Origin of the sequence: Tardiphaga sp. 768_D3_N2_1, from assembly GCF_052076105.1 — a bacterium.
In the GTDB taxonomy this organism is placed as follows: domain Bacteria; phylum Pseudomonadota; class Alphaproteobacteria; order Rhizobiales; family Xanthobacteraceae; genus Tardiphaga.
Genome location: NZ_CP197245.1, coordinates 3,977,698 through 3,994,393 on the forward strand (window position 1 = coordinate 3,977,698; position 16,696 = coordinate 3,994,393).

Below are 16,696 nucleotides of genomic sequence, written 5' to 3' on the forward strand. Positions count from 1 at the left end.
TTAACCCGATTCCTTGGGCGTTCCTGATCGTTTCTTGAATTTTTGAGTCGCGACGAAGAAGAAAAAGAAGAAGTGGTCCTTGGGCGTTTTCTTGGTTGTTGTTCTTGAAACTGATCCTCGGGCGTTTCTTATTTTTTGGTTCTTGAATTTAGTTCCTTGGGCGTTTCCCGACGTTTTTGAATTTTCTTGGCAATTTTCCTTGGGCCGTTTCTTCTGAGCTCGTGATGTCAGGCCTTTGCGGCCTTCTTGTTTGTCAGTATCCCGCCGAGCAACATCGCCTCCATATGGGCGACGTAGTCGCGGCAGACTTCATCCGTCACCGGGCCGACGCCAATGGCGCGCGACATGGCGTGACGACTGAAGAAGAGGTTGTCGCAGGCGCCGATCAGGCTGGTGTAGAACAGCACAGGATCAACCTTGCGGAATTCGCCGGCTTCGAGCCCTTCCGCCAGCAGACGGCGATGGAAGCCGAGCAACGGTCCCACGAAGAACTTCGAGACTTCGTCGGCCGCCTCATTGCTGCTTTCATGTAGCAAGTAGTGGATCAGCCGGTTCATGTAGGGAAACTGGTAATAGGCCTTGATGATGCCGGCTATGTGCAGCCGCAGCTTGGCGGTGGCCGAAATCGGCTGCGCCAGCAGATATTCCAGATTGGTCATCTCGGTGGCGGCGTCGCGCGCGAGCAGCGCCAGCAGCAAGCCGTCCTTGTTACCGAAATGATATTTCACCAGAGCCGCATTGACCCCGGACTGCTGCGCAATCTCGCTCAGCGACACCTCGATGGAGTTGCTGGCGATCATGAGTTCGCTTGCTGCGAGAAGCAGCTTGTCGGCCGTCGGATTGCGGCCGGCGGCAGTGCGCGAAGAAGAGGTGCTGGGGTTCACAGTCGGTGCCATTCGGAGCGCAGATAATACGAACAATCGGCCGCACTCAAGAGTTAATTGACCGATTGACTAAACTCTCCGCGGACACTTAAATCCCGCGCACCAACAAGCCATCAAAATAAGCAAAACAAGGGAGAAACGCCATGGCCGAGGCCTATATCGTCGCCGCTGCACGCACCGCTGGTGGCCGCAAAGGCGGCCGCTTAGCCGGCTGGCATCCGGCCGATCTCGCTGCCTCCGTCCTGAACGCATTGGTGGAGCGAACCGGTGCCGATCCCGCTTCGGTTGAAGACGTCATCATGGGCTGTGTCGGCCAGGGCGGCGAGCAGGCTGTGAATGTCGCGCGCAACGCGGTGCTGGCCTCGAAGCTGCCGGAAAGCGTGCCGGGCACCTCGATTGACCGCCAGTGCGGGTCTTCGCAGCAGGCACTGCATTTCGCAGCTCAGGCCGTGATGGCCGGCTCCATGGATATCGTGATCGCCGCCGGCGTCGAGAGCATGACCCGCGTGCCGATGGGCTCGCCCAGCATTCTCGCCTCCAAAGCCGGCATGGGTCACTACAAGAGCCCGGGCATGGAAGCGCGCTATCCCAACATCCAGTTCAGCCAGTTCACCGGCGCCGAAATGGTCGCCGAGAAATACGGGCTCTCGAAGGATGACCTGGACGCATACGCCTTCCAGAGTCATCAGCGTGCCATCGCTGCGACCGAGGCCGGCCGCTTCAAGGATGAAATCATTCCGCTGCAGATCACCCGCGCCGATGGCACGACGGATACGCATCACATCGATGAAGGCATTCGCTTCGATGCAACGCTCGACGGTATCCGCGGCGTCAAGCTGATCGCGGAGAACGGCAAGCTCACCGCCGCATCCGCCAGCCAGATCTGCGACGGCGCATCGGGCGTAATGGTCGTCAACGAAAAAGGCCTCAAACAGCTCGGCGTCAAGCCGATGGCGCGTATCCACCATATGACCATGATGGGCGGCGATCCCGTCATCATGCTGGAAGCACCGCTCCCAGCCACCAAGCGCGCGCTCGAAAAGGCCGGGATGAAGATCGACGACATCGACCTGTTCGAAGTCAACGAAGCCTTTGCCTCGATTCCAACGGCCTGGCTGAAAGCCACGGGTGCCGATCCGAAGCGCCTCAACGTCAATGGCGGAGCCATCGCGCTCGGCCATCCGCTCGGCGGCTCCGGCACCAAGCTGATGACCACGCTGGTGCATGCGCTTCATCAGAACAACAAGCGCTACGGATTGCAGACCATGTGCGAAGGTGGCGGCATGGCCAATGTGACGATCGTCGAGCGGCTGTAAGCGCTCTTCCTCCCTCTCCTCCAGCGTAGCAAAGCTGCGCGCCGCAGAAGAGGGAAAGAAAAAGACACCACGAGCGGGAAAATCCGCCGGCCTTCAGAGGAAACGCCCATGACGCATCCGTCGATTCACGCGAGGACCAGTCCCGACAAGATTGCCTACCGCATGGCCGGTTCAGGCCAGGCGCTCACCTATCGTGAACTCGACGAATGTTCCAACCGCGGAGCGCAGCTGTTTCGCTCGCTGGGCCTCAAGGCTGGCGATCATGTTGCGCTACTGATGGAGAATCGGCTCGACTTCATGGAGATCTGCTGGGCCGCACAGCGCAGCGGGCTCTATTACACGGCGATTAGCCGTTACCTCACGCAAGACGAGATCGCCTATATCGTGAAAGATTGCGGCGCACGCGTCGTGATCACCTCCGAGAAGTGCGCCGATGTGGTTGCGCCGCTGATCACCAACGCGGCCGAACCGATGTTTTATATCGTCGACGGCTCGCGCACCGGGTTCCGCGACTGGAATGCCGCCCTCGCCGCGCAGCCGGTCACGCCGATTGCCTACGAGATTGCCGGCTATGACATGCTGTATTCGTCGGGCACGACGGGCCGCCCAAAGGGCATCAAGCGCACATCGGAGAACAACCCGATCGACGTGCCCAATCCGTTCCTGAAACTGCTCTGCGCGAACATGTGCGGCATGACACAGGACTCGATCTATATGTCGCCGGCGCCGCTGTATCACGCGGCCCCGCTGCGCTTCAACATGATGGCGATCACGCTCGGCGGCACGTCCGTAATCATGGAACATTTCGACGCCGAGGAATTCCTCAAGCTGGTCGAGAAGTATAAAATCACCCAGTCACAGCTTGTGCCGACGATGTTCGTCCGCATGCTGAAACTGCCGGATGAGATCCGGTTGAAATACGATGTCTCATCGCTGAAGGGCGCAATCCATGCCGCAGCGCCCTGCCCGGTCGAGGTCAAGGCGCGCATGATCGACTGGTGGGGACCGATCCTGATCGAATATTACGCCGGTTCCGAAGGCAACGGCGTCACCGTGTCGAACTCGCAGCAATGGCTGTCGCATCGCGGGACCGTGGGCAAGGCTGTGGTCGGCAGCGTCAAGATCGTCAACGAGGAGGATCAGGAAGCGCCGACCGGCGAAATCGGCACGGTCTATTTCGCTGACACGCCGCAATTCAGCTATCATAACGATCCCGAGAAGACGAAGCGCGCCTATAACGCGCGCGGCTGGTCCACCCTCGGCGATGTCGGCTATCTTGACGACGAGGGCTTTCTATACCTCACCGACCGCAAGTCCTACATGATCATTTCCGGCGGCGTGAACATCTATCCGCAGGAGACCGAGGACGTTCTTATTACGCATCCCGCAATCGCCGACGTCGCGGTGTTCGGCGTGCCGAACGAGGAAATGGGCGAAGAGGTCAAGGCCGTCGTGCAGCCGCACGACATGAGCCGCGCCGGCAAGGCGCTGGAGGCCGAACTGATCGCGTTCTGCCGCAAGCACCTCTCCCCGATCAAATGCCCGAAGAGCATTGACTTCGAGGCCGAACTGCCGCGCACGCCCACCGGCAAACTGGTGAAGCGGCATCTGCGCGACAAGTACTGGCCAAAGAAGGAAAAGGCGTCGGCCTAAGACCCATCCTTCATACTCCCTCTCCGTCATGCCCGGCCTTGTGCCGGCATCCACGTCTTGGTCGCCAAAGAAACTTGGTCGCCAAAGAAAGACGTGGATGGCCGGGACATCCAGCGAAGCCGCGCTTCGCGCGATGCGCGGCCATGACGGCGTTTCGACTATCGACCTTGCAGCCCATGCGTCGCTGCGGTAATCCGGGGCCATGCCGCAAGTCCATCCATCATGACCGCCGGCCTGCTGATCTCCGCTGTCCGGTCCGGCGCGGGCAAGACCACGGTCACGCTCGGCCTGCTCGCCGCATTGACGCGGCGCGGCATGGTACTGCGCGCCGCCAAGGCCGGGCCGGATTACATCGATCCTGCCTTTCATGCTGTGGCGACAGGCGCCCCCTGTATCAATCTTGACAGCTGGACCATGCCGCCGCCGCTGCTGCAAGCGCTCGTAGCCGATACAACGGAAGCTACCGACCTGCTGGTAGTCGAAGGCGTCATGGGCCTGTTTGACGGCGTGCCCGGCGTCGCCGACCGCGACGGCAGCAGTGCCAGCATTGCCGCGCGGTTCAAGTTGCCGGTTCTGCTGGTGCTCGATGTCACGGCGCAATCGCAATCCGCCGCTGCCATGGCGCGCGGCTTCGCCAGCCATCACCCTGACGTCCGCGTCGCCGGTGTGATCCTGAACCGCGTCGGCAGCGATCGGCACCGCCGCCTCATCACGGATGCCATCGCACCACTTGGCATCCCCGTCGTCGGCGCCATCCCGCGCGACGTGACGCTGGCGCTGCCGGAACGCCATCTCGGCCTGATCCAGGCCGGCGAACATGGTAACCTCGCCACCCGGATCGCCGCGCTCGCCGACATGGCGGAGAAGCATCTCGATCTCGATGCCATCATCGCACTGGCCGCCCCCATCGAGCGGCAGCCAACATACAATGCCGCGCCGGCCTTGCCGCCGCCCGGTCAGCGCATTGCATTGGCCGCTGATGCTGCCTTCACCTTCATCTATCCGCATCTGATCGATGGATGGCGTAGTGCCGGCGCAGAGATCGTCCGCTTCTCACCGCTGGCCGATGAAGCACCGTCGGACAATTGCGATAGCTGCTGGCTACCCGGCGGCTATCCCGAACTTCACGTGGCGACGCTTGCCTCGGCGCAAAAATTCCGCGACGGGCTACTGCGCTTCGCAGAGACACATTCGGTCCATGGCGAGTGCGGCGGCTATATGGTGCTCGGCGAAGGCCTGGAGGATGCCGACGGCAACCGGTATGCGATGACGGGGCTGCTGGGACACACGACAAGTTTCCACAAGCGGCGCCTGCATCTCGGCTATCGCGAGGCGCAATTGCTATCCGACAGTCCTATCGGACCGAAGGGATCGCTCATCCGTGGCCACGAATTCCACTACGCATCGCTGATCGATCCGGGCAGCAACGACCCGCTGGTCGATCTCCGCAACGCGCAAGGCGAACCGATGGCTGAGCGCGGCGGACGGCGTGGACATATCACCGGCACATTTTTCCACGCGATTGCGCAGGTCGATGGCTAACGGGAACTAACGCCCCCAGCGATCCTGCCAGATCTTCTCGCCGATCAGGCAATTCACCCGCGGCTCCTTCGTCGTATTGGCGACAGGAATCGTGCGCGGCTCGGGCATTAATCCTGCGACTTCCAACACCAGTTTGGTGCGGATCGCTTCCTTGAACTTGTCGCGCTCCTTGATCGGCACCACGAAGGAGCCCGCTCCACCGATCACGCAATCCTCGTAATAGAGATCGAGGTTTTCGATATCCATCGTCGAATAGGACAGTTCCTTGGCCATGATCGGCAGGCCGTTGATGACGATGCCTTTCGCGACGGCCTCGTCGCGCGCGACCGTCACCGGTCCCCCATTGTTGTTCGGCCCATCACCCGAAATATCGATGACGCGGCGCAAACCGTGCAGCGCATTTTCATCGAACAGCGGCATGGCGTAGTAAATCGCTCCCGAGATCGAGGTCCGCGACGCCCGGCGGATCGGCGTCTTCATGATCTCGGATGCCACCGCGTCGGCGGATTCAGGACCATCGATGACACGCCAGGGAATGATCAGTTTCTGGTCCGACGATGCCGCCCATTCGAAATAAGTGACCGCAATCTTGCCTGTCGGGCCACTCTTGAGCGCTGTAAGGAATTCCTTGGAGACGATGGCCTGGGCATAGCCTTCGCGCTGGATCGCCAGCTCGTCCATATCCATCGAATAGGAGACGTCGACCGCCAGCACCAGTTCGACATCAACCACGGGGTCCTGCTTGCTCTGGGCAAACTGCGCTTTCGGGCCTGTCGCAGCCATGCTCGGGACATCGCCGCCGGCCATCGCTCCCGCGACGAGTACCGCTCCAATCGAGACACACCAGCGCATAGCGGCCCTCCCGTTGAGAATCGAATGGTGACATGCAAATGACGAGCCGCAAAGCAGGAACCTGCCGGCATGTTCACAATCCGGTCATGGCGGCTCTGCCGCTGCGGCCGAGCTAACCGGCGTACGCCCTGGTTTTGAACGGTTTGCACGCTCGCGCGACAAAGCTAGCGCAGGATGTCGCCAACGCCACATCCACCATTGCCGACCGGAATGGGCCGAGATGAGTGCCGCCTCGAACGCGCCGATGAACGACCGCCGCCAGTCCGGAGCGGGACAAACAATCGTGTGGGCAGTATTGCTCATTTGCATCGGTGCAGCGATCGCTTTGTTCGTTTCAGCGCCCGCCGAACAGCACAAGACAGGGGCTACCCAACAGGACGAACCCATTCGGCCGTTCGGCGCAAACGCAGCCGACGAATGCCGCCGTCTTTCAGGGAACGCCACCGAAGACCTCCCCGAGCAACAAGATAAGCTGCGTTACCGGATGCGCCAGGCCGCCTGCAGCGAAGCGTTCGCTTCGGCTCCGGACGATGTCCGCAACAAGGTGGCCTTTGCTCAATCGCTGCCGCATGAACGGCACGCCGAGGCGGTCGCACTGCTGCGCGAGGCGGCAGCCCGGAACGATAGCGAGGCGAATTACGCAATCTATGATTCGCATAATTCCTGGGACTATCATCTTGATCGCCCGCAGCTGATCACGCGCGACGAGGCACAGCGCGCACTGATCAAGGCAGCCGAACTGGACAAGCCGTCAGCGGCAAACAGGCTCGCAATCCTCTATGGTCGTGGCGGCCTCGTGAAGCGGGACCCCTCTGCCGAACGATACTGGACCGAGCGCGCGCTTCGGTTGCCGCTGCCGGAGAACGTCACCCGTGCGGACCAGCAGATCAGGCTTGCCCGGCTTCTTGCGCGATCCCCGCAACCGGACGAGCAGACCCTCGGCCGGGATTTACTCGAACGTCTCGCCCAAGGCGGCTCCTTTGGCGCCAAGGCGGCGCTGGCTGCAATGACCCGTCCCAGCGATCCCGTGCGTGCGCGCAAATTATTTGAAGAAGCTACGCGCGATCGTCTGGGAGGCGATACCGAACTGGCAGAGATGCTGCTCAATGGCGAAGGCGGCCCGGCCGACCCGAAGCGCGCATTGTTGATCTTGCAAAGCCAGCGCCATCAGGCGAGCGCGAGCGGCCTGCTCGGCGAGCTTTATCTCGATGGAAAGCTGGTGCCACGCGACGTGTCAAAGGGGATCGACTTGTTGATCACTGCCGGGGTTTGGGATTACGACTCCCGGCTGAAGGCCCTGCGGTTGCTGGCCGACCATCCGGAAGTTCAGATCTCTTCGCTCAACATCGTTCTGTATGAGGCAATTCAGGCCGCGGAACTTGGCGAACCTGATGCACTCGCCGCATTGGTCGGTCTCAAACTATCGCAGAACCCGCAGTTTCGCGACGTCCCCGGAGCCTGTAAACTGAAATCAATGGCCGTGCAGCGCGGCGATCAGGATGCCGTGCAACGCCTCAAGGATTGCCCGGCCGACTGATCATCGTCGCGTCGCCGCCACAGAGCGCGATCGTCCGGATGAGTGTGCATGCCCGAGAGTGTCACCGCACCGCAGACCAAGGCCAAGCCGAAGGTCGAGCGGCCCAAATTGTACAAGGTCATCCTGGTCAATGACGACTTCACGCCGCGGGAGTTCGTGGTGCGGGTACTGAAAGCGGAATTTCACATGTCCGAGGATCAGGCCGCCAAGGTGATGATGACGGCGCATCAACGCGGCGTCTGCGTCGTCGCCGTGTTCACCCGTGACGTCGCCGAGACCAAGGCGACCCGCGCGACAGATGCCGGCCGCGCCAAGGGCTATCCGCTTCTGTTCACGACCGAGCCGGAAGAATAGGACGCAATGCTTCCGCTTGAGCGACCAAAACGATAAAAATTTAACGATCGGCTCAATCCGAGGTTGGGCGGCATCGGGCAAGATCGCCGGATGTCGATTGCACTCCGCAAGCAATATGTATCCCGGCCGGAATTGTCGTTCGGGCCTTTGCGCTTCATCGAATGCCTGCCGTGGCTCGTGTTGGCAGCCGGAATGCGCGTGATCGCGTTCAGCGGCGGTGTTATTGCCTTGCCCGCCATCTTCGTCGCCACGATTACCGTTCTTTTCGCATTTCTGGTGACCGCACGGCGGTCGATCGAACTTGCCGACGGCGAGACCCATCTCAGAGCGATGACGTTCGAGGATGAATTCCGACTATCGCTGCGCATTCTGGCGCGCATAGGCGCCTTGATGCTTGCAGCAAGCATGATCTCTGTATCGCTCGGGATCTCGCCGCTGGACCTGAACTTCATGGGTGGCATCGATGGCATGGCGTTCGATCAGCCGACGGCGGTTGGAAAGATTTGGAATGCCTCCATCGCCACGCTGATCCTGCTAATGATCGTCGGCGTCGAACGTCATGACAACAGGGTTCGCTTCTTTGCGGCTTGCCGTGAATTCGCCAGGCGAAGCGCCTGGCTCGGCGCGGGCATTCTGGTCCTGACCGCCGCCTATTTTGGCCTCGGCTTCGTCCAGGGTCTCGTTCGCAACGCGATTGCGATCTACGGGCAGGCGCCGACGACGAACACCTTCATCCGAAACCTGATCTTCTTCGTCTTTATCTTCGGCTTCGCGATGCTGCGGCTTTGGGTAACCCTGATGATCCTGACCGCGGCCCTCAAGCAATCCCATTTGCGCGGCGATTGACCTCAGCCGGCGACCGCGCCTTCATCGGCCAACCCATAGACACGCTCCGCCTTCGCGAAGCCCGCGATGGGAAATTCGCCGAGATCGGTCCAGTCCATCGTCGTTGCGTCGGCGAAGGTCGCAGACGCGACCACCGTACGGTGCAGCCTGCCCGCAATCTTCTCCAGGCGCGCGGCGAGATTCACCGCGGGGCCGATGCAGGTAAAGTCGAGCCGGTTGCCACCACCGATATTGCCGTAAAGCACCTTGCCGACATGCAGCGCCAGACCGAAACGGAAGCGCTCCTCGGCGCCTGCCGCATCCGACCAGCGCAGCGCTTCAACGGCCGTGCGGGCTTCACGCGCGGCCTCCAGCGCATGACCGCAAACCGTCGAACGATCCGCATCATTCTCGGCAATGGGGAACACAGCCAGAAGGCCGTCGCCCATGAATTTGAGCACCTCGCCGCCATGTTTGAGGATCGTGGGCACCTGACAGTCGAAGTAGCGGTTGAGAATCTCGACGACGCTTTCCGGCGGCAGCCGGTCCGACAGCGCCGTAAAGCCGCGCAGATCCGACAGCCAGATCGCTGCGCGCATGGTCTCGGTATGGCCGCGTCGGATCTGACCACCGAGAATACGTCCGCCAGCGCGATTGCCCACATAGGTATCGAGCAGCGTCATCGTGACCCGCCGTATGCCGATGACTTCGATCAACCGCGCTAACGTCGGGAGGACCGTTTTCAAGGCAGCCAGCTGCTCATCCGTAAAACCACCAGGCTGTTTGGTGGTCCAACTCGATGCGTGGAGCATGTTGTCGACGAAGGTGAGCGGAATTGCGATGTAGTCGGTGACACCTTCGGCCCGCATGTCGTCGAAGAAAGGAAAGGGTGTAGTTGATGGCTCATGAAGCCGGCTGCGGACCTCGACACCGTCACGGAAGACCAGTGCAAGCGGACTGCTGAGGAATTCAGGCGCCTCCTGAATGTCGAAATCAACCGAGCTGAGGACCACCCCGGTCTCCGGACGCCAGATGAAATTGCGGCCGAAGATTTCCGGGTGAAGGGTGCGGATGAAAATGCCCACGCGGTACAGCGGCAGCCCCGCAGCGACAAGCCGTTCGCAGCATTCCGCCATCATGCGCGATGGCGTCGGCGCGGATCGCGCACCGTCACTGAGCCAGTCGATGATCTCTCTGAGCTTGTCGGGCAACATGGCTGGCACTTTCAAACTCGCGCGAACGCGGGCTTTGGTCAGTCACTTACTCTAGCCGACCTGCCCGCGATGCCGAATGAAATGATCGGCGAGCACACAAGCGGCCATGGCTTCGGCCACCGGCACGGCGCGGATGCCGACGCACGGATCGTGGCGGCCTTTAGTCAGGATATCCGTATCGGCGCCATTGCGATCGACGGTCTTGCGCGGCGAAAGGATCGACGAGGTCGGCTTCACCGCGAAGCGCGCCACCACCGGCTGCCCGGTGGAAATGCCGCCGAGAATGCCGCCGGCATGGTTCGACAGGAATGACGGGCCGTGATTGGTCATGCGCATCTCGTCGGCATTGTCCTCACCGGACAATTCCGCCGCGCCAAAACCGTCGCCAATCTCAACGCCCTTCACCGCATTGATGCTCATCAGCGCCGCTGCCAGATCACCGTCGAGCTTGGCGTAAATGGGCGCGCCCAAACCAGCGGGCACGCCGTCGGCGACCACCTCAATCACAGCGCCAATGGACGAGCCGGATTTCCGGATACCATCGAGATAACTTTCGAAAAAGGCGACCTTGTCCTTGTCCGGGCAGAAGAACGGATTGCGCGCAACCTCGTCCCAGTCCCAGTTGCCGCGGTCGATCTTGTGCGGTCCCATCTGCACTAGCGCCGCACGCACCGTCATGCCCGGAACGATCTTGCGCGCGATGGCGCCAGCGGCCACGCGCGTCGCCGTCTCGCGTGCCGACGAGCGGCCGCCGCCGCGATAGTCCCGCAATCCGTATTTGGCTTCATAGGTGAAGTCGGCGTGACCCGGCCGAAACTTGTCCTTAATGTCCGAATAATCCTTCGAGCGCTGGTCGGTGTTCTCGATCAGCAGTGCGATCGGTGTCCCCGTCGTGACCTGCACACCGGTTTCCGGATGCGCCATGACCCCGGACAGGATCTTGACCGCGTCAGCTTCCTGCCGCTGCGTGGTAAAGCGCGACTGGCCGGGACGGCGGCGATCGAGATCGGCCTGGATCTCGGCAACATCTAGCGGGATCAGCGGCGGACAGCCATCGACCACGCAGCCGATCGCCACCCCGTGGCTCTCGCCAAAGGTCGTGACGCGGAACATGTGGCCGAAGGTGTTGTGGGACATGGGGCGGACAGTTCTCGTTATTGGTGAATGTCAACAACCACGTCGTAACGCGAGCCGTCCGAGGGGTCAAATCGCCCCAATCGACCGAGACGCTTAACTAAACTTGTCCATCCCGTCGGCATTGAACACATAGACCGCGCCCTGCTGGATCGGCATTTCGCTGACGCTGTCAGGCGTTTCGACGCCCAGCGCCACCATCAGCGCCCGCGCCGTACCACCATGGGCGACGGCAACGGTATCGCCCGTCAGACCGTCAACCCATTCGCGCATCCGGAGTTGCACTTCAGCGTAGCTCTCGCCGCCCGGCGCCGGCAGGCTCCATTTGTCCTGCAGGCGCGCCGCGAAGACCTCGGGATGCGCAGCTTCCTGCTCGGCCAGCGTGAATCCTTCCCAGTGGCCGAAGCCGATCTCGCGCAGACGATCGTCGAGGCCATAGTCGTCATGCGGCAGATCGAGCTTGCCGCGCACCAGTTCCATGGTGTTACGCGCGCGGCCGAGCGGACTGGAGACGAACGCGACATCCCCGCTGGTGCGCCCATCACGCGCCAGCAGGTCTTTCAGCACGGCGCCGGCATGTACCGCCTGCTCACGACCGAGATCGTTGAGCGGAATGTCCTTCGAGCCCTGAAAGCGACCGGCGGCGTTCCACTCGGTCTGGCCGTGGCGAATATAATAAATCGTTGGCTTCGGCATGGAGGTCAGCAATCAGTCCTTGCCGCCCATGCTGATGTCCGGCGCATCCGGCACCTTGGTGCCGAGCACGTGATAGCCGGCATCGACGTGATGCACTTCGCCGGTCACGCCGGTGGACATATCGGACAGGAAATACACCGCGCTCTGGCCAACTTCGTCGATGGAGACGTTCTTGCGCAGCGGCGCGTTGACCTCGTTGTATTTCAGCAGATAGCGGGAGTCGGCAATCCCTGCAAAGGCCAGCGTCTTGATTGGGCCGGCGGAGATCGCATTGACGCGGATGCCCTTCTCGCCCAGGTCAGCCGCGAGATAGCGCACGCTGGCTTCCAGCGCAGCCTTGGCGACACCCATCACATTGTAGTTCGGCATCCACTTCTCGGCGCCGTAATAGGTCAGCGTAACGATGGAGCCGCCTTCGGTCATCAGCTTCTCGGCGCGCTGTGCGATGGCCGTCAGCGAGTAGCAGGAAATCAGCATGCTCTTGCTGAAATTCTCGGCCGATGTGTCGACATAGCGACCTTCGAGCTCGTCCTTGTCCGAGAAGGCGATGGCATGGACGACAAAATCGATCTTGCCCCATTTCTCCTTCACCCGGTCGAACACCGCATCGATGGTGGCTGCGTCGGTGACGTCGCAATGGCCGAGGAGCTCGGCGCCAAGTTCTGCTGCCAGTGGCTCGACCCGCTTCTTCAGCGCATCGCCCTGATAGGTCAGTGCAATCTCCGCGCCCTGCGCCTGACACGCCTTGGCGATGCCCCAGGCGATGGAACGGTTGTTGGCAACGCCCAGAATGACACCGCGCTTGCCCTTCATCAGGCCTGAAACTTCACTCATATCGTAATCCTATTTGCTTGGCTGATAAGCTTGGCAGTCCACATCGATCTGCCTTGGGGGTACACCAGCACTTGCGTCCGGTACAGCCCAAAAGCCCCGTTATGCGGCTGTTTACCGTCCGGGCCTAGCGCCGGAATAGATGCTTCGCCAAGGTGTTATGACAGATGCGGCGCAATTGCGGACCGCCCAAGATACCGTCAGGATTGCAACGGATGGCACGAGCCCTATGAGCGCCTTTCGCGAGAGCGTTGAGAGCATGATTCCGGCGCTGCGCCGTTATGCGCGGGCGTTGGCGCGCGACACCGACATTGCCGACGATCTGGTGCAGGATACGCTGGTGCGCGCACTGCGCGCAGAAAAGCTATTCATCGGCGGCGACCTCAGAAGCTGGCTTTATACGATCCTGACCAATCTGAACCGCAACCGCCGTCGTTCGCTGGCACGCAAACCAGTGTTCACCGAACTGTTCGACAACAATCCCGATGCCAGCGGCACCGAAGCCGAAGGTCGTGACATCTCTCGCGCTCTCGCGGCACTGGTGGAAGAGCAGCGCTCGGTGCTGCTGCTCGTGATGCTGGAAGGCCTGAGCTACCGCGAAGTCGCCGACATTCAGGGCGTACCGATCGGCACCGTGATGTCGCGCCTCGCGCGCGCCCGCGCCCATGTCAAAGCCTATCTCGACGGCGAGCGCCCGGCGCTGCGCGCGGTCAAATGATTTAAAGGAAAGACGATAATGACCGGACCGAACATTCCCGTGACCGAAGACGAATTGCACGCCTTCGTCGACAATGAATTGCCGGCCGAGCGCCGCGCCGATGTCGAGGCATGGCTCGCGACGCATCCGGATGATGCCGAACGCGTCGCATCGTGGCGCGCGATGGCCGAACTGCTGCATGCGCGCTACGATGCGATTGCCGACGAGGCCGTGCCGCAGCGGCTGGAAATCGAGCGACTGGTTCAGCAGCCGCGGCGCTGGATCTACGGCGCCGTCGCGGCCACGCTGGTCGCCTTCGTTGCAGGTGGCAGCGCCGGCTGGGTCGCACGCGGCGCAGCGGCTGCTCCGTCGACATTCCGGAATTTCACGGTGGATGCGCTCGGTGCGCACCGGACTTATGTGGTGGAAGTCCGCCATCCTGTCGAGGTCGCCGCCAACGAACGTGCGCATCTGCAGCAGTGGCTGTCGAAGCGCGTCGGTTATGAGATCAAGGCGCCGGAACTCGATGCGGCCGGACTGAAGCTGGTCGGCGGACGACTGCTGCCCGGCCCCGAGGCGCCTGCGGCTTTCTTCATGTATGAGAGCCCGTCGGGTGAGCGCTACACGCTCTACACATCGCGGGCGACGAAGGCTGACGCGACCCAGATGCGCTATGCCGCGCAGGATAAGGATGGCGCCATGTTCTGGGCCGACAAGGGCGTCGGCTATGTCGTGTCAGGCCCGACCGACAAGGACCGGCTCAACCACGTCGCGCGGCAAATCTACGATCAGACGGAGAAGGTAGGGGGATGAGACAGCGAGCTGATCGCTGCTCGCCTCACCCCAGATCGCTGCGCGGATGATACGGGTGCCCGTCGCGCCATTTCTCCATCAGGGCTTCCAGTCCGGCGTCGTTGCCGTCGGGCAGCATGATCCTGATGGTGAAGTAGAGATCACCCGCGGCGCCGCCGGCCAGCGGCAGGCCCTTGCCCTTCAGGCGAAACACCCGCCCGCTCGACGTATTCTTCGGAATTGAAAGCTCCACGGCACCGGTGAGTGTCGGTGCGCGCACCTTGGCCCCCAACACGGCTTCATAAAGCGTGATCGGCAGATCGACGCGCAGGTCGTTGCCATCCACCTTGAAGTGAGAGTGGGGCGCGATGGTGACCGTGATCATCAGATCGCCAGGACGGTGACCGGGCGCGGTTTCGCCCTGGCCGCGGAGCCGGATCTGCTGGCCCGAGGTGACACCGGCCGGTATCTTGACGTCCAATTCCTTGCCCGATGGCAGACGCACGCGTTTCTCGGCGCCCTTCACGGACTCCTCCAGCGTCACAGTCATGGCGACGTTGAGATCCAGATCGGGCATCCCACCGGCATAGCCGCCGCTGTCGAACTCAAAGCTCTGCGCACCCGGCCGCGCGCCGCGCGGGCTGGCGCCACCGAACATGCTGTTGAGGATGTCCTCGAAACCGCCACCGCCGGGAAAGCCCTGCTGCGCGCCGGGACCGCCGCGGAAGGCGTGTTCGAAGCCACGCTGCGACGCTCCGGCACGGCCGCCGCCAGGGAAGCCCTGGAAACGCGGCTTGCCCTCGGCGTCGATTTCGCCGCGGTCGAACTGCTTGCGCTTGTCCTCGTCGCCAACAATTTCGTTAGCCGAGTTCACTTCCGAAAACCGCTCGGCGGCCTTCGGATCGTCCTTGTTGTTGTCGGGATGATGCTTCTTGGCGAGCTTGCGATAGGCACTCTTGATCGCCGCAGCGCTGGCGCCCCGCTGCACCCCCAAGACCTCATAGGGGTCGCGCATCCGTCGTCTCTCCTTCAGGTAACTAAAAGGCGGGCCACCGGCCCGCATGTTGGGTTTGCGGGCTAAGGCCCGCCTGCTTCTTCATCTGGTGACTTCGTGTCATTTTTGCAACTCGACCGCAAGCGGCCGGCCGGCGAAAACTAGCTTCGTTTCCACGGCTTCAGCGTATGCACGTCCCAGCTGCCGCGCTCACCCTTACAGGCTGCACCTTGCATCCAGCTTTCGCTGGTGCCGTTGACATAGCTGGCCAGAAAATCCCTGCAGGTACGACCTTCCGCGACATAGGCATTGGACAGTGGCGTCACCGATCCACGCGCCCCGGTCGACGGGTTTTCCCACGGCTGGCTCGAATCCTTGCTGCCCTTGGTGAGGACATCGGAGGCGGCGGTGCGCGTCAGGACAAGATCGGCTTCGGTGGGCTCGTAATTGGTGGCCTGAACCGATGCCGGCGAAATGGAGCCGGTGACATCGCCGCCCTCCATCCTGGCCAGCGCGGACTCATTCCGGCCCATACTGCAACCACCGAGGGTGCTGCCGATAAGAATTGCTGTCAAAGCCGCACTGACCGGGCAGATGGCCGATAGGCCAATGCGTTGCCGTATCCTATATAGGTCTTGCCTATGCAGGGGCAGCAGCAAGCTCTCTACAACAGGCCAACGCAAGCGGAACTCCGGACATGACCGACACGACCTCCCCCATCAAAGACTCAACTCCGTTAACGTCAGGTGATTTTACGGCCGCTGCGGAACCATTTGCGCTGTTTTCCGAGTGGTTTACCGAGGCAAAGGCCTCAGAACCCAACGATCCGAACGCAATGGCGCTGGCCACCGTCGACGCCGACGGCCTGCCGGACGTGCGCATGGTGCTGATGAAGGGCTATGACGCCGACGGTTTCGTGTTCTACAGCCACATCGCCAGCCAGAAGGGTCAAGAGCTCGCCGCCAATCCCAAGGCCGCCTTGCTGTTTCACTGGAAGTCGCTGCGCCGACAGGTCCGCATTCGCGGTCCCGTCACCCGCGTGACCGACGCCGAGGCCGACGAGTATTTCGCAACCCGCCCCAAACAGGCGCAGATCGGCGCCTGGGCGAGCAAGCAGTCACAGCCGCTGGAAAGCCGCTTTGCCTTCGAACAGGCCATCGCCAAGGAAGGCGCCAAGCACCTGATCGGCGCCGTTCCGCGTCCACCAGGCTGGAGCGGATGGCGCATCACGCCTGTTCGTTTCGAATTCTGGCACGACCGGCCGTTCCGCCTGCACGACCGTATCGAATTCCGCCGCGGCACCGCGGCAGCAGATACGTCCTGGACCAAGGTGAGGCTGTATCCGTGAACGCCGATAACGAGACGAGAACCAGAC

General features: G+C 61.9%; 17 protein-coding genes. 9 read left to right on the forward strand and 8 right to left on the reverse strand.

Going from position 1 to position 16,696, the window contains the following annotated elements; translation table 11 throughout:
* Positions 1 to 227 precede the first annotated feature (227 nt).
* The gene (locus tag AB8A27_RS18715) at positions 228 to 896 is read right to left on the reverse strand and encodes a TetR family transcriptional regulator (protein WP_441243201.1); all 669 of its coding nucleotides are present in this window, start codon (positions 894 to 896) and stop codon (positions 228 to 230) included.
* A gap of 131 nt (positions 897 to 1,027) precedes the next feature.
* On the opposite strand from AB8A27_RS18715, the gene AB8A27_RS18720 reads away from it, so the two are divergent.
* From AB8A27_RS18720 to AB8A27_RS18730, 3 genes are all read left to right on the forward strand, one after another.
* The gene (locus tag AB8A27_RS18720; protein WP_441243202.1) at positions 1,028 to 2,200 is read left to right on the forward strand and encodes an acetyl-CoA C-acetyltransferase; all 1,173 of its coding nucleotides are present in this window, start codon (positions 1,028 to 1,030) and stop codon (positions 2,198 to 2,200) included.
* A 108-nt stretch (positions 2,201 to 2,308) separates the two neighbouring features.
* On the forward strand, positions 2,309 to 3,853 hold the full coding sequence (locus AB8A27_RS18725) for an acyl-CoA synthetase (protein WP_441243203.1): 1,545 nt from the start codon (positions 2,309 to 2,311) through the stop codon (positions 3,851 to 3,853).
* Positions 3,854 to 4,075: 222 nt separating this feature from the next.
* Complete coding sequence (locus AB8A27_RS18730) at positions 4,076 to 5,395, forward strand: cobyrinate a,c-diamide synthase (protein ID WP_441243204.1); 1,320 nt, start codon at positions 4,076 to 4,078, stop codon at positions 5,393 to 5,395.
* Between the two features lie 6 nt (positions 5,396 to 5,401).
* Here the strand turns inward: AB8A27_RS18730 and AB8A27_RS18735 are convergent, their stop codons facing one another.
* Entirely contained in the window at positions 5,402 to 6,247 is an 846-nt protein-coding gene (locus AB8A27_RS18735; protein ID WP_441243205.1) for a DUF1194 domain-containing protein, read from the reverse strand.
* Between the two features lie 220 nt (positions 6,248 to 6,467).
* Between AB8A27_RS18735 and AB8A27_RS18740 the strand changes: the two genes are divergently transcribed.
* From AB8A27_RS18740 to AB8A27_RS18750, 3 genes are all read left to right on the forward strand, one after another.
* The gene (locus AB8A27_RS18740) at positions 6,468 to 7,784 is read left to right on the forward strand and encodes a tetratricopeptide repeat protein (protein WP_441243206.1); all 1,317 of its coding nucleotides are present in this window, start codon (positions 6,468 to 6,470) and stop codon (positions 7,782 to 7,784) included.
* A gap of 48 nt (positions 7,785 to 7,832) precedes the next feature.
* Positions 7,833 to 8,138: an ATP-dependent Clp protease adapter ClpS gene (gene clpS, locus AB8A27_RS18745; protein WP_441243207.1), complete on the forward strand. Its 306-nt coding sequence runs from the start codon at positions 7,833 to 7,835 to the stop codon at positions 8,136 to 8,138.
* Positions 8,139 to 8,228: 90 nt separating this feature from the next.
* Positions 8,229 to 8,984, forward strand: coding sequence for a hypothetical protein (locus tag AB8A27_RS18750; RefSeq protein ID WP_441243208.1), 756 nt, complete (start codon positions 8,229 to 8,231; stop codon positions 8,982 to 8,984).
* 2 nt (positions 8,985 to 8,986) lie between these two features.
* Here the strand turns inward: AB8A27_RS18750 and AB8A27_RS18755 are convergent, their stop codons facing one another.
* From AB8A27_RS18755 to fabI, 4 genes are all read right to left on the reverse strand, one after another.
* A complete protein-coding gene (locus tag AB8A27_RS18755) occupies positions 8,987 to 10,177 on the reverse strand; it encodes an adenylate/guanylate cyclase domain-containing protein (RefSeq protein ID WP_441244950.1) in 1,191 nt (396 codons plus the stop codon).
* A 51-nt stretch (positions 10,178 to 10,228) separates the two neighbouring features.
* Complete coding sequence (aroC, locus tag AB8A27_RS18760; protein ID WP_441243209.1) at positions 10,229 to 11,314, reverse strand: chorismate synthase; 1,086 nt, start codon at positions 11,312 to 11,314, stop codon at positions 10,229 to 10,231.
* Between the two features lie 93 nt (positions 11,315 to 11,407).
* Complete coding sequence (locus tag AB8A27_RS18765; protein WP_441243210.1) at positions 11,408 to 12,007, reverse strand: histidine phosphatase family protein; 600 nt, start codon at positions 12,005 to 12,007, stop codon at positions 11,408 to 11,410.
* Positions 12,008 to 12,019: 12 nt separating this feature from the next.
* On the reverse strand, positions 12,020 to 12,841 hold the full coding sequence (gene fabI / locus AB8A27_RS18770; protein ID WP_092145084.1) for an enoyl-ACP reductase FabI: 822 nt from the start codon (positions 12,839 to 12,841) through the stop codon (positions 12,020 to 12,022).
* 226 nt (positions 12,842 to 13,067) lie between these two features.
* On the opposite strand from fabI, the gene AB8A27_RS18775 reads away from it, so the two are divergent.
* Complete coding sequence (locus tag AB8A27_RS18775) at positions 13,068 to 13,556, forward strand: RNA polymerase sigma factor (protein ID WP_092145086.1); 489 nt, start codon at positions 13,068 to 13,070, stop codon at positions 13,554 to 13,556.
* Positions 13,557 to 13,574: 18 nt separating this feature from the next.
* Positions 13,575 to 14,348 carry an anti-sigma factor family protein gene (locus AB8A27_RS18780; RefSeq protein WP_441243211.1) on the forward strand — a complete coding sequence of 258 codons (774 nt, stop codon included), beginning with the start codon at positions 13,575 to 13,577 and terminating at the stop codon, positions 14,346 to 14,348.
* A 25-nt stretch (positions 14,349 to 14,373) separates the two neighbouring features.
* Here AB8A27_RS18780 and AB8A27_RS18785 read toward each other — a convergent pair whose 3' ends face one another.
* Together AB8A27_RS18785 and AB8A27_RS18790 are read right to left on the reverse strand one after the other, a co-directional pair.
* Positions 14,374 to 15,342 (reverse strand): DnaJ C-terminal domain-containing protein, encoded by a 969-nt coding sequence (locus tag AB8A27_RS18785; protein ID WP_441243212.1) that lies wholly within the window; start codon positions 15,340 to 15,342, stop codon positions 14,374 to 14,376.
* Between the two features lie 140 nt (positions 15,343 to 15,482).
* On the reverse strand, positions 15,483 to 15,854 hold the full coding sequence (locus AB8A27_RS18790; protein ID WP_441243213.1) for an RT0821/Lpp0805 family surface protein: 372 nt from the start codon (positions 15,852 to 15,854) through the stop codon (positions 15,483 to 15,485).
* Positions 15,855 to 16,018: 164 nt separating this feature from the next.
* Here AB8A27_RS18790 and pdxH point away from each other — a divergent pair, with 164 nt between their 5' ends.
* On the forward strand, positions 16,019 to 16,669 hold the full coding sequence (gene pdxH / locus AB8A27_RS18795; RefSeq protein WP_441243214.1) for a pyridoxamine 5'-phosphate oxidase: 651 nt from the start codon (positions 16,019 to 16,021) through the stop codon (positions 16,667 to 16,669).
* The last annotated feature ends 27 nt before the right edge of the window (positions 16,670 to 16,696 follow it).

Excerpts from the sequence above, each read along its gene's own strand:
- AB8A27_RS18750 (WP_441243208.1), top strand. The coding sequence starts at position 8,229 with ATGTCGATTGCACTCCGCAAGCAATATGTATCCCGGCCGGAATTGTCG.
- AB8A27_RS18780 (WP_441243211.1), top strand. The coding sequence starts at position 13,575 with ATGACCGGACCGAACATTCCCGTGACCGAAGACGAATTGCACGCCTTC.
- AB8A27_RS18725 (WP_441243203.1), top strand. The coding sequence starts at position 2,309 with ATGACGCATCCGTCGATTCACGCGAGGACCAGTCCCGACAAGATTGCC.
- AB8A27_RS18775 (WP_092145086.1), top strand. The coding sequence starts at position 13,068 with ATGAGCGCCTTTCGCGAGAGCGTTGAGAGCATGATTCCGGCGCTGCGC.
- AB8A27_RS18740 (WP_441243206.1), top strand. The coding sequence starts at position 6,468 with ATGAGTGCCGCCTCGAACGCGCCGATGAACGACCGCCGCCAGTCCGGA.
- pdxH (WP_441243214.1), top strand. The coding sequence starts at position 16,019 with ATGACCGACACGACCTCCCCCATCAAAGACTCAACTCCGTTAACGTCA.
- clpS (WP_441243207.1), top strand. The coding sequence starts at position 7,833 with ATGCCCGAGAGTGTCACCGCACCGCAGACCAAGGCCAAGCCGAAGGTC.
- aroC (WP_441243209.1), bottom strand. The coding sequence starts at position 11,314 with ATGTCCCACAACACCTTCGGCCACATGTTCCGCGTCACGACCTTTGGC.
- AB8A27_RS18720 (WP_441243202.1), top strand. The coding sequence starts at position 1,028 with ATGGCCGAGGCCTATATCGTCGCCGCTGCACGCACCGCTGGTGGCCGC.
- AB8A27_RS18790 (WP_441243213.1), bottom strand. The coding sequence starts at position 15,854 with ATGGGCCGGAATGAGTCCGCGCTGGCCAGGATGGAGGGCGGCGATGTC.
- AB8A27_RS18715 (WP_441243201.1), bottom strand. The coding sequence starts at position 896 with ATGGCACCGACTGTGAACCCCAGCACCTCTTCTTCGCGCACTGCCGCC.
- fabI (WP_092145084.1), bottom strand. The coding sequence starts at position 12,841 with ATGAGTGAAGTTTCAGGCCTGATGAAGGGCAAGCGCGGTGTCATTCTG.
- AB8A27_RS18735 (WP_441243205.1), bottom strand. The coding sequence starts at position 6,247 with ATGCGCTGGTGTGTCTCGATTGGAGCGGTACTCGTCGCGGGAGCGATG.
- AB8A27_RS18755 (WP_441244950.1), bottom strand. The coding sequence starts at position 10,177 with ATGTTGCCCGACAAGCTCAGAGAGATCATCGACTGGCTCAGTGACGGT.
- AB8A27_RS18765 (WP_441243210.1), bottom strand. The coding sequence starts at position 12,007 with ATGCCGAAGCCAACGATTTATTATATTCGCCACGGCCAGACCGAGTGG.
- AB8A27_RS18730 (WP_441243204.1), top strand. The coding sequence starts at position 4,076 with ATGACCGCCGGCCTGCTGATCTCCGCTGTCCGGTCCGGCGCGGGCAAG.
- AB8A27_RS18785 (WP_441243212.1), bottom strand. The coding sequence starts at position 15,342 with ATGCGCGACCCCTATGAGGTCTTGGGGGTGCAGCGGGGCGCCAGCGCT.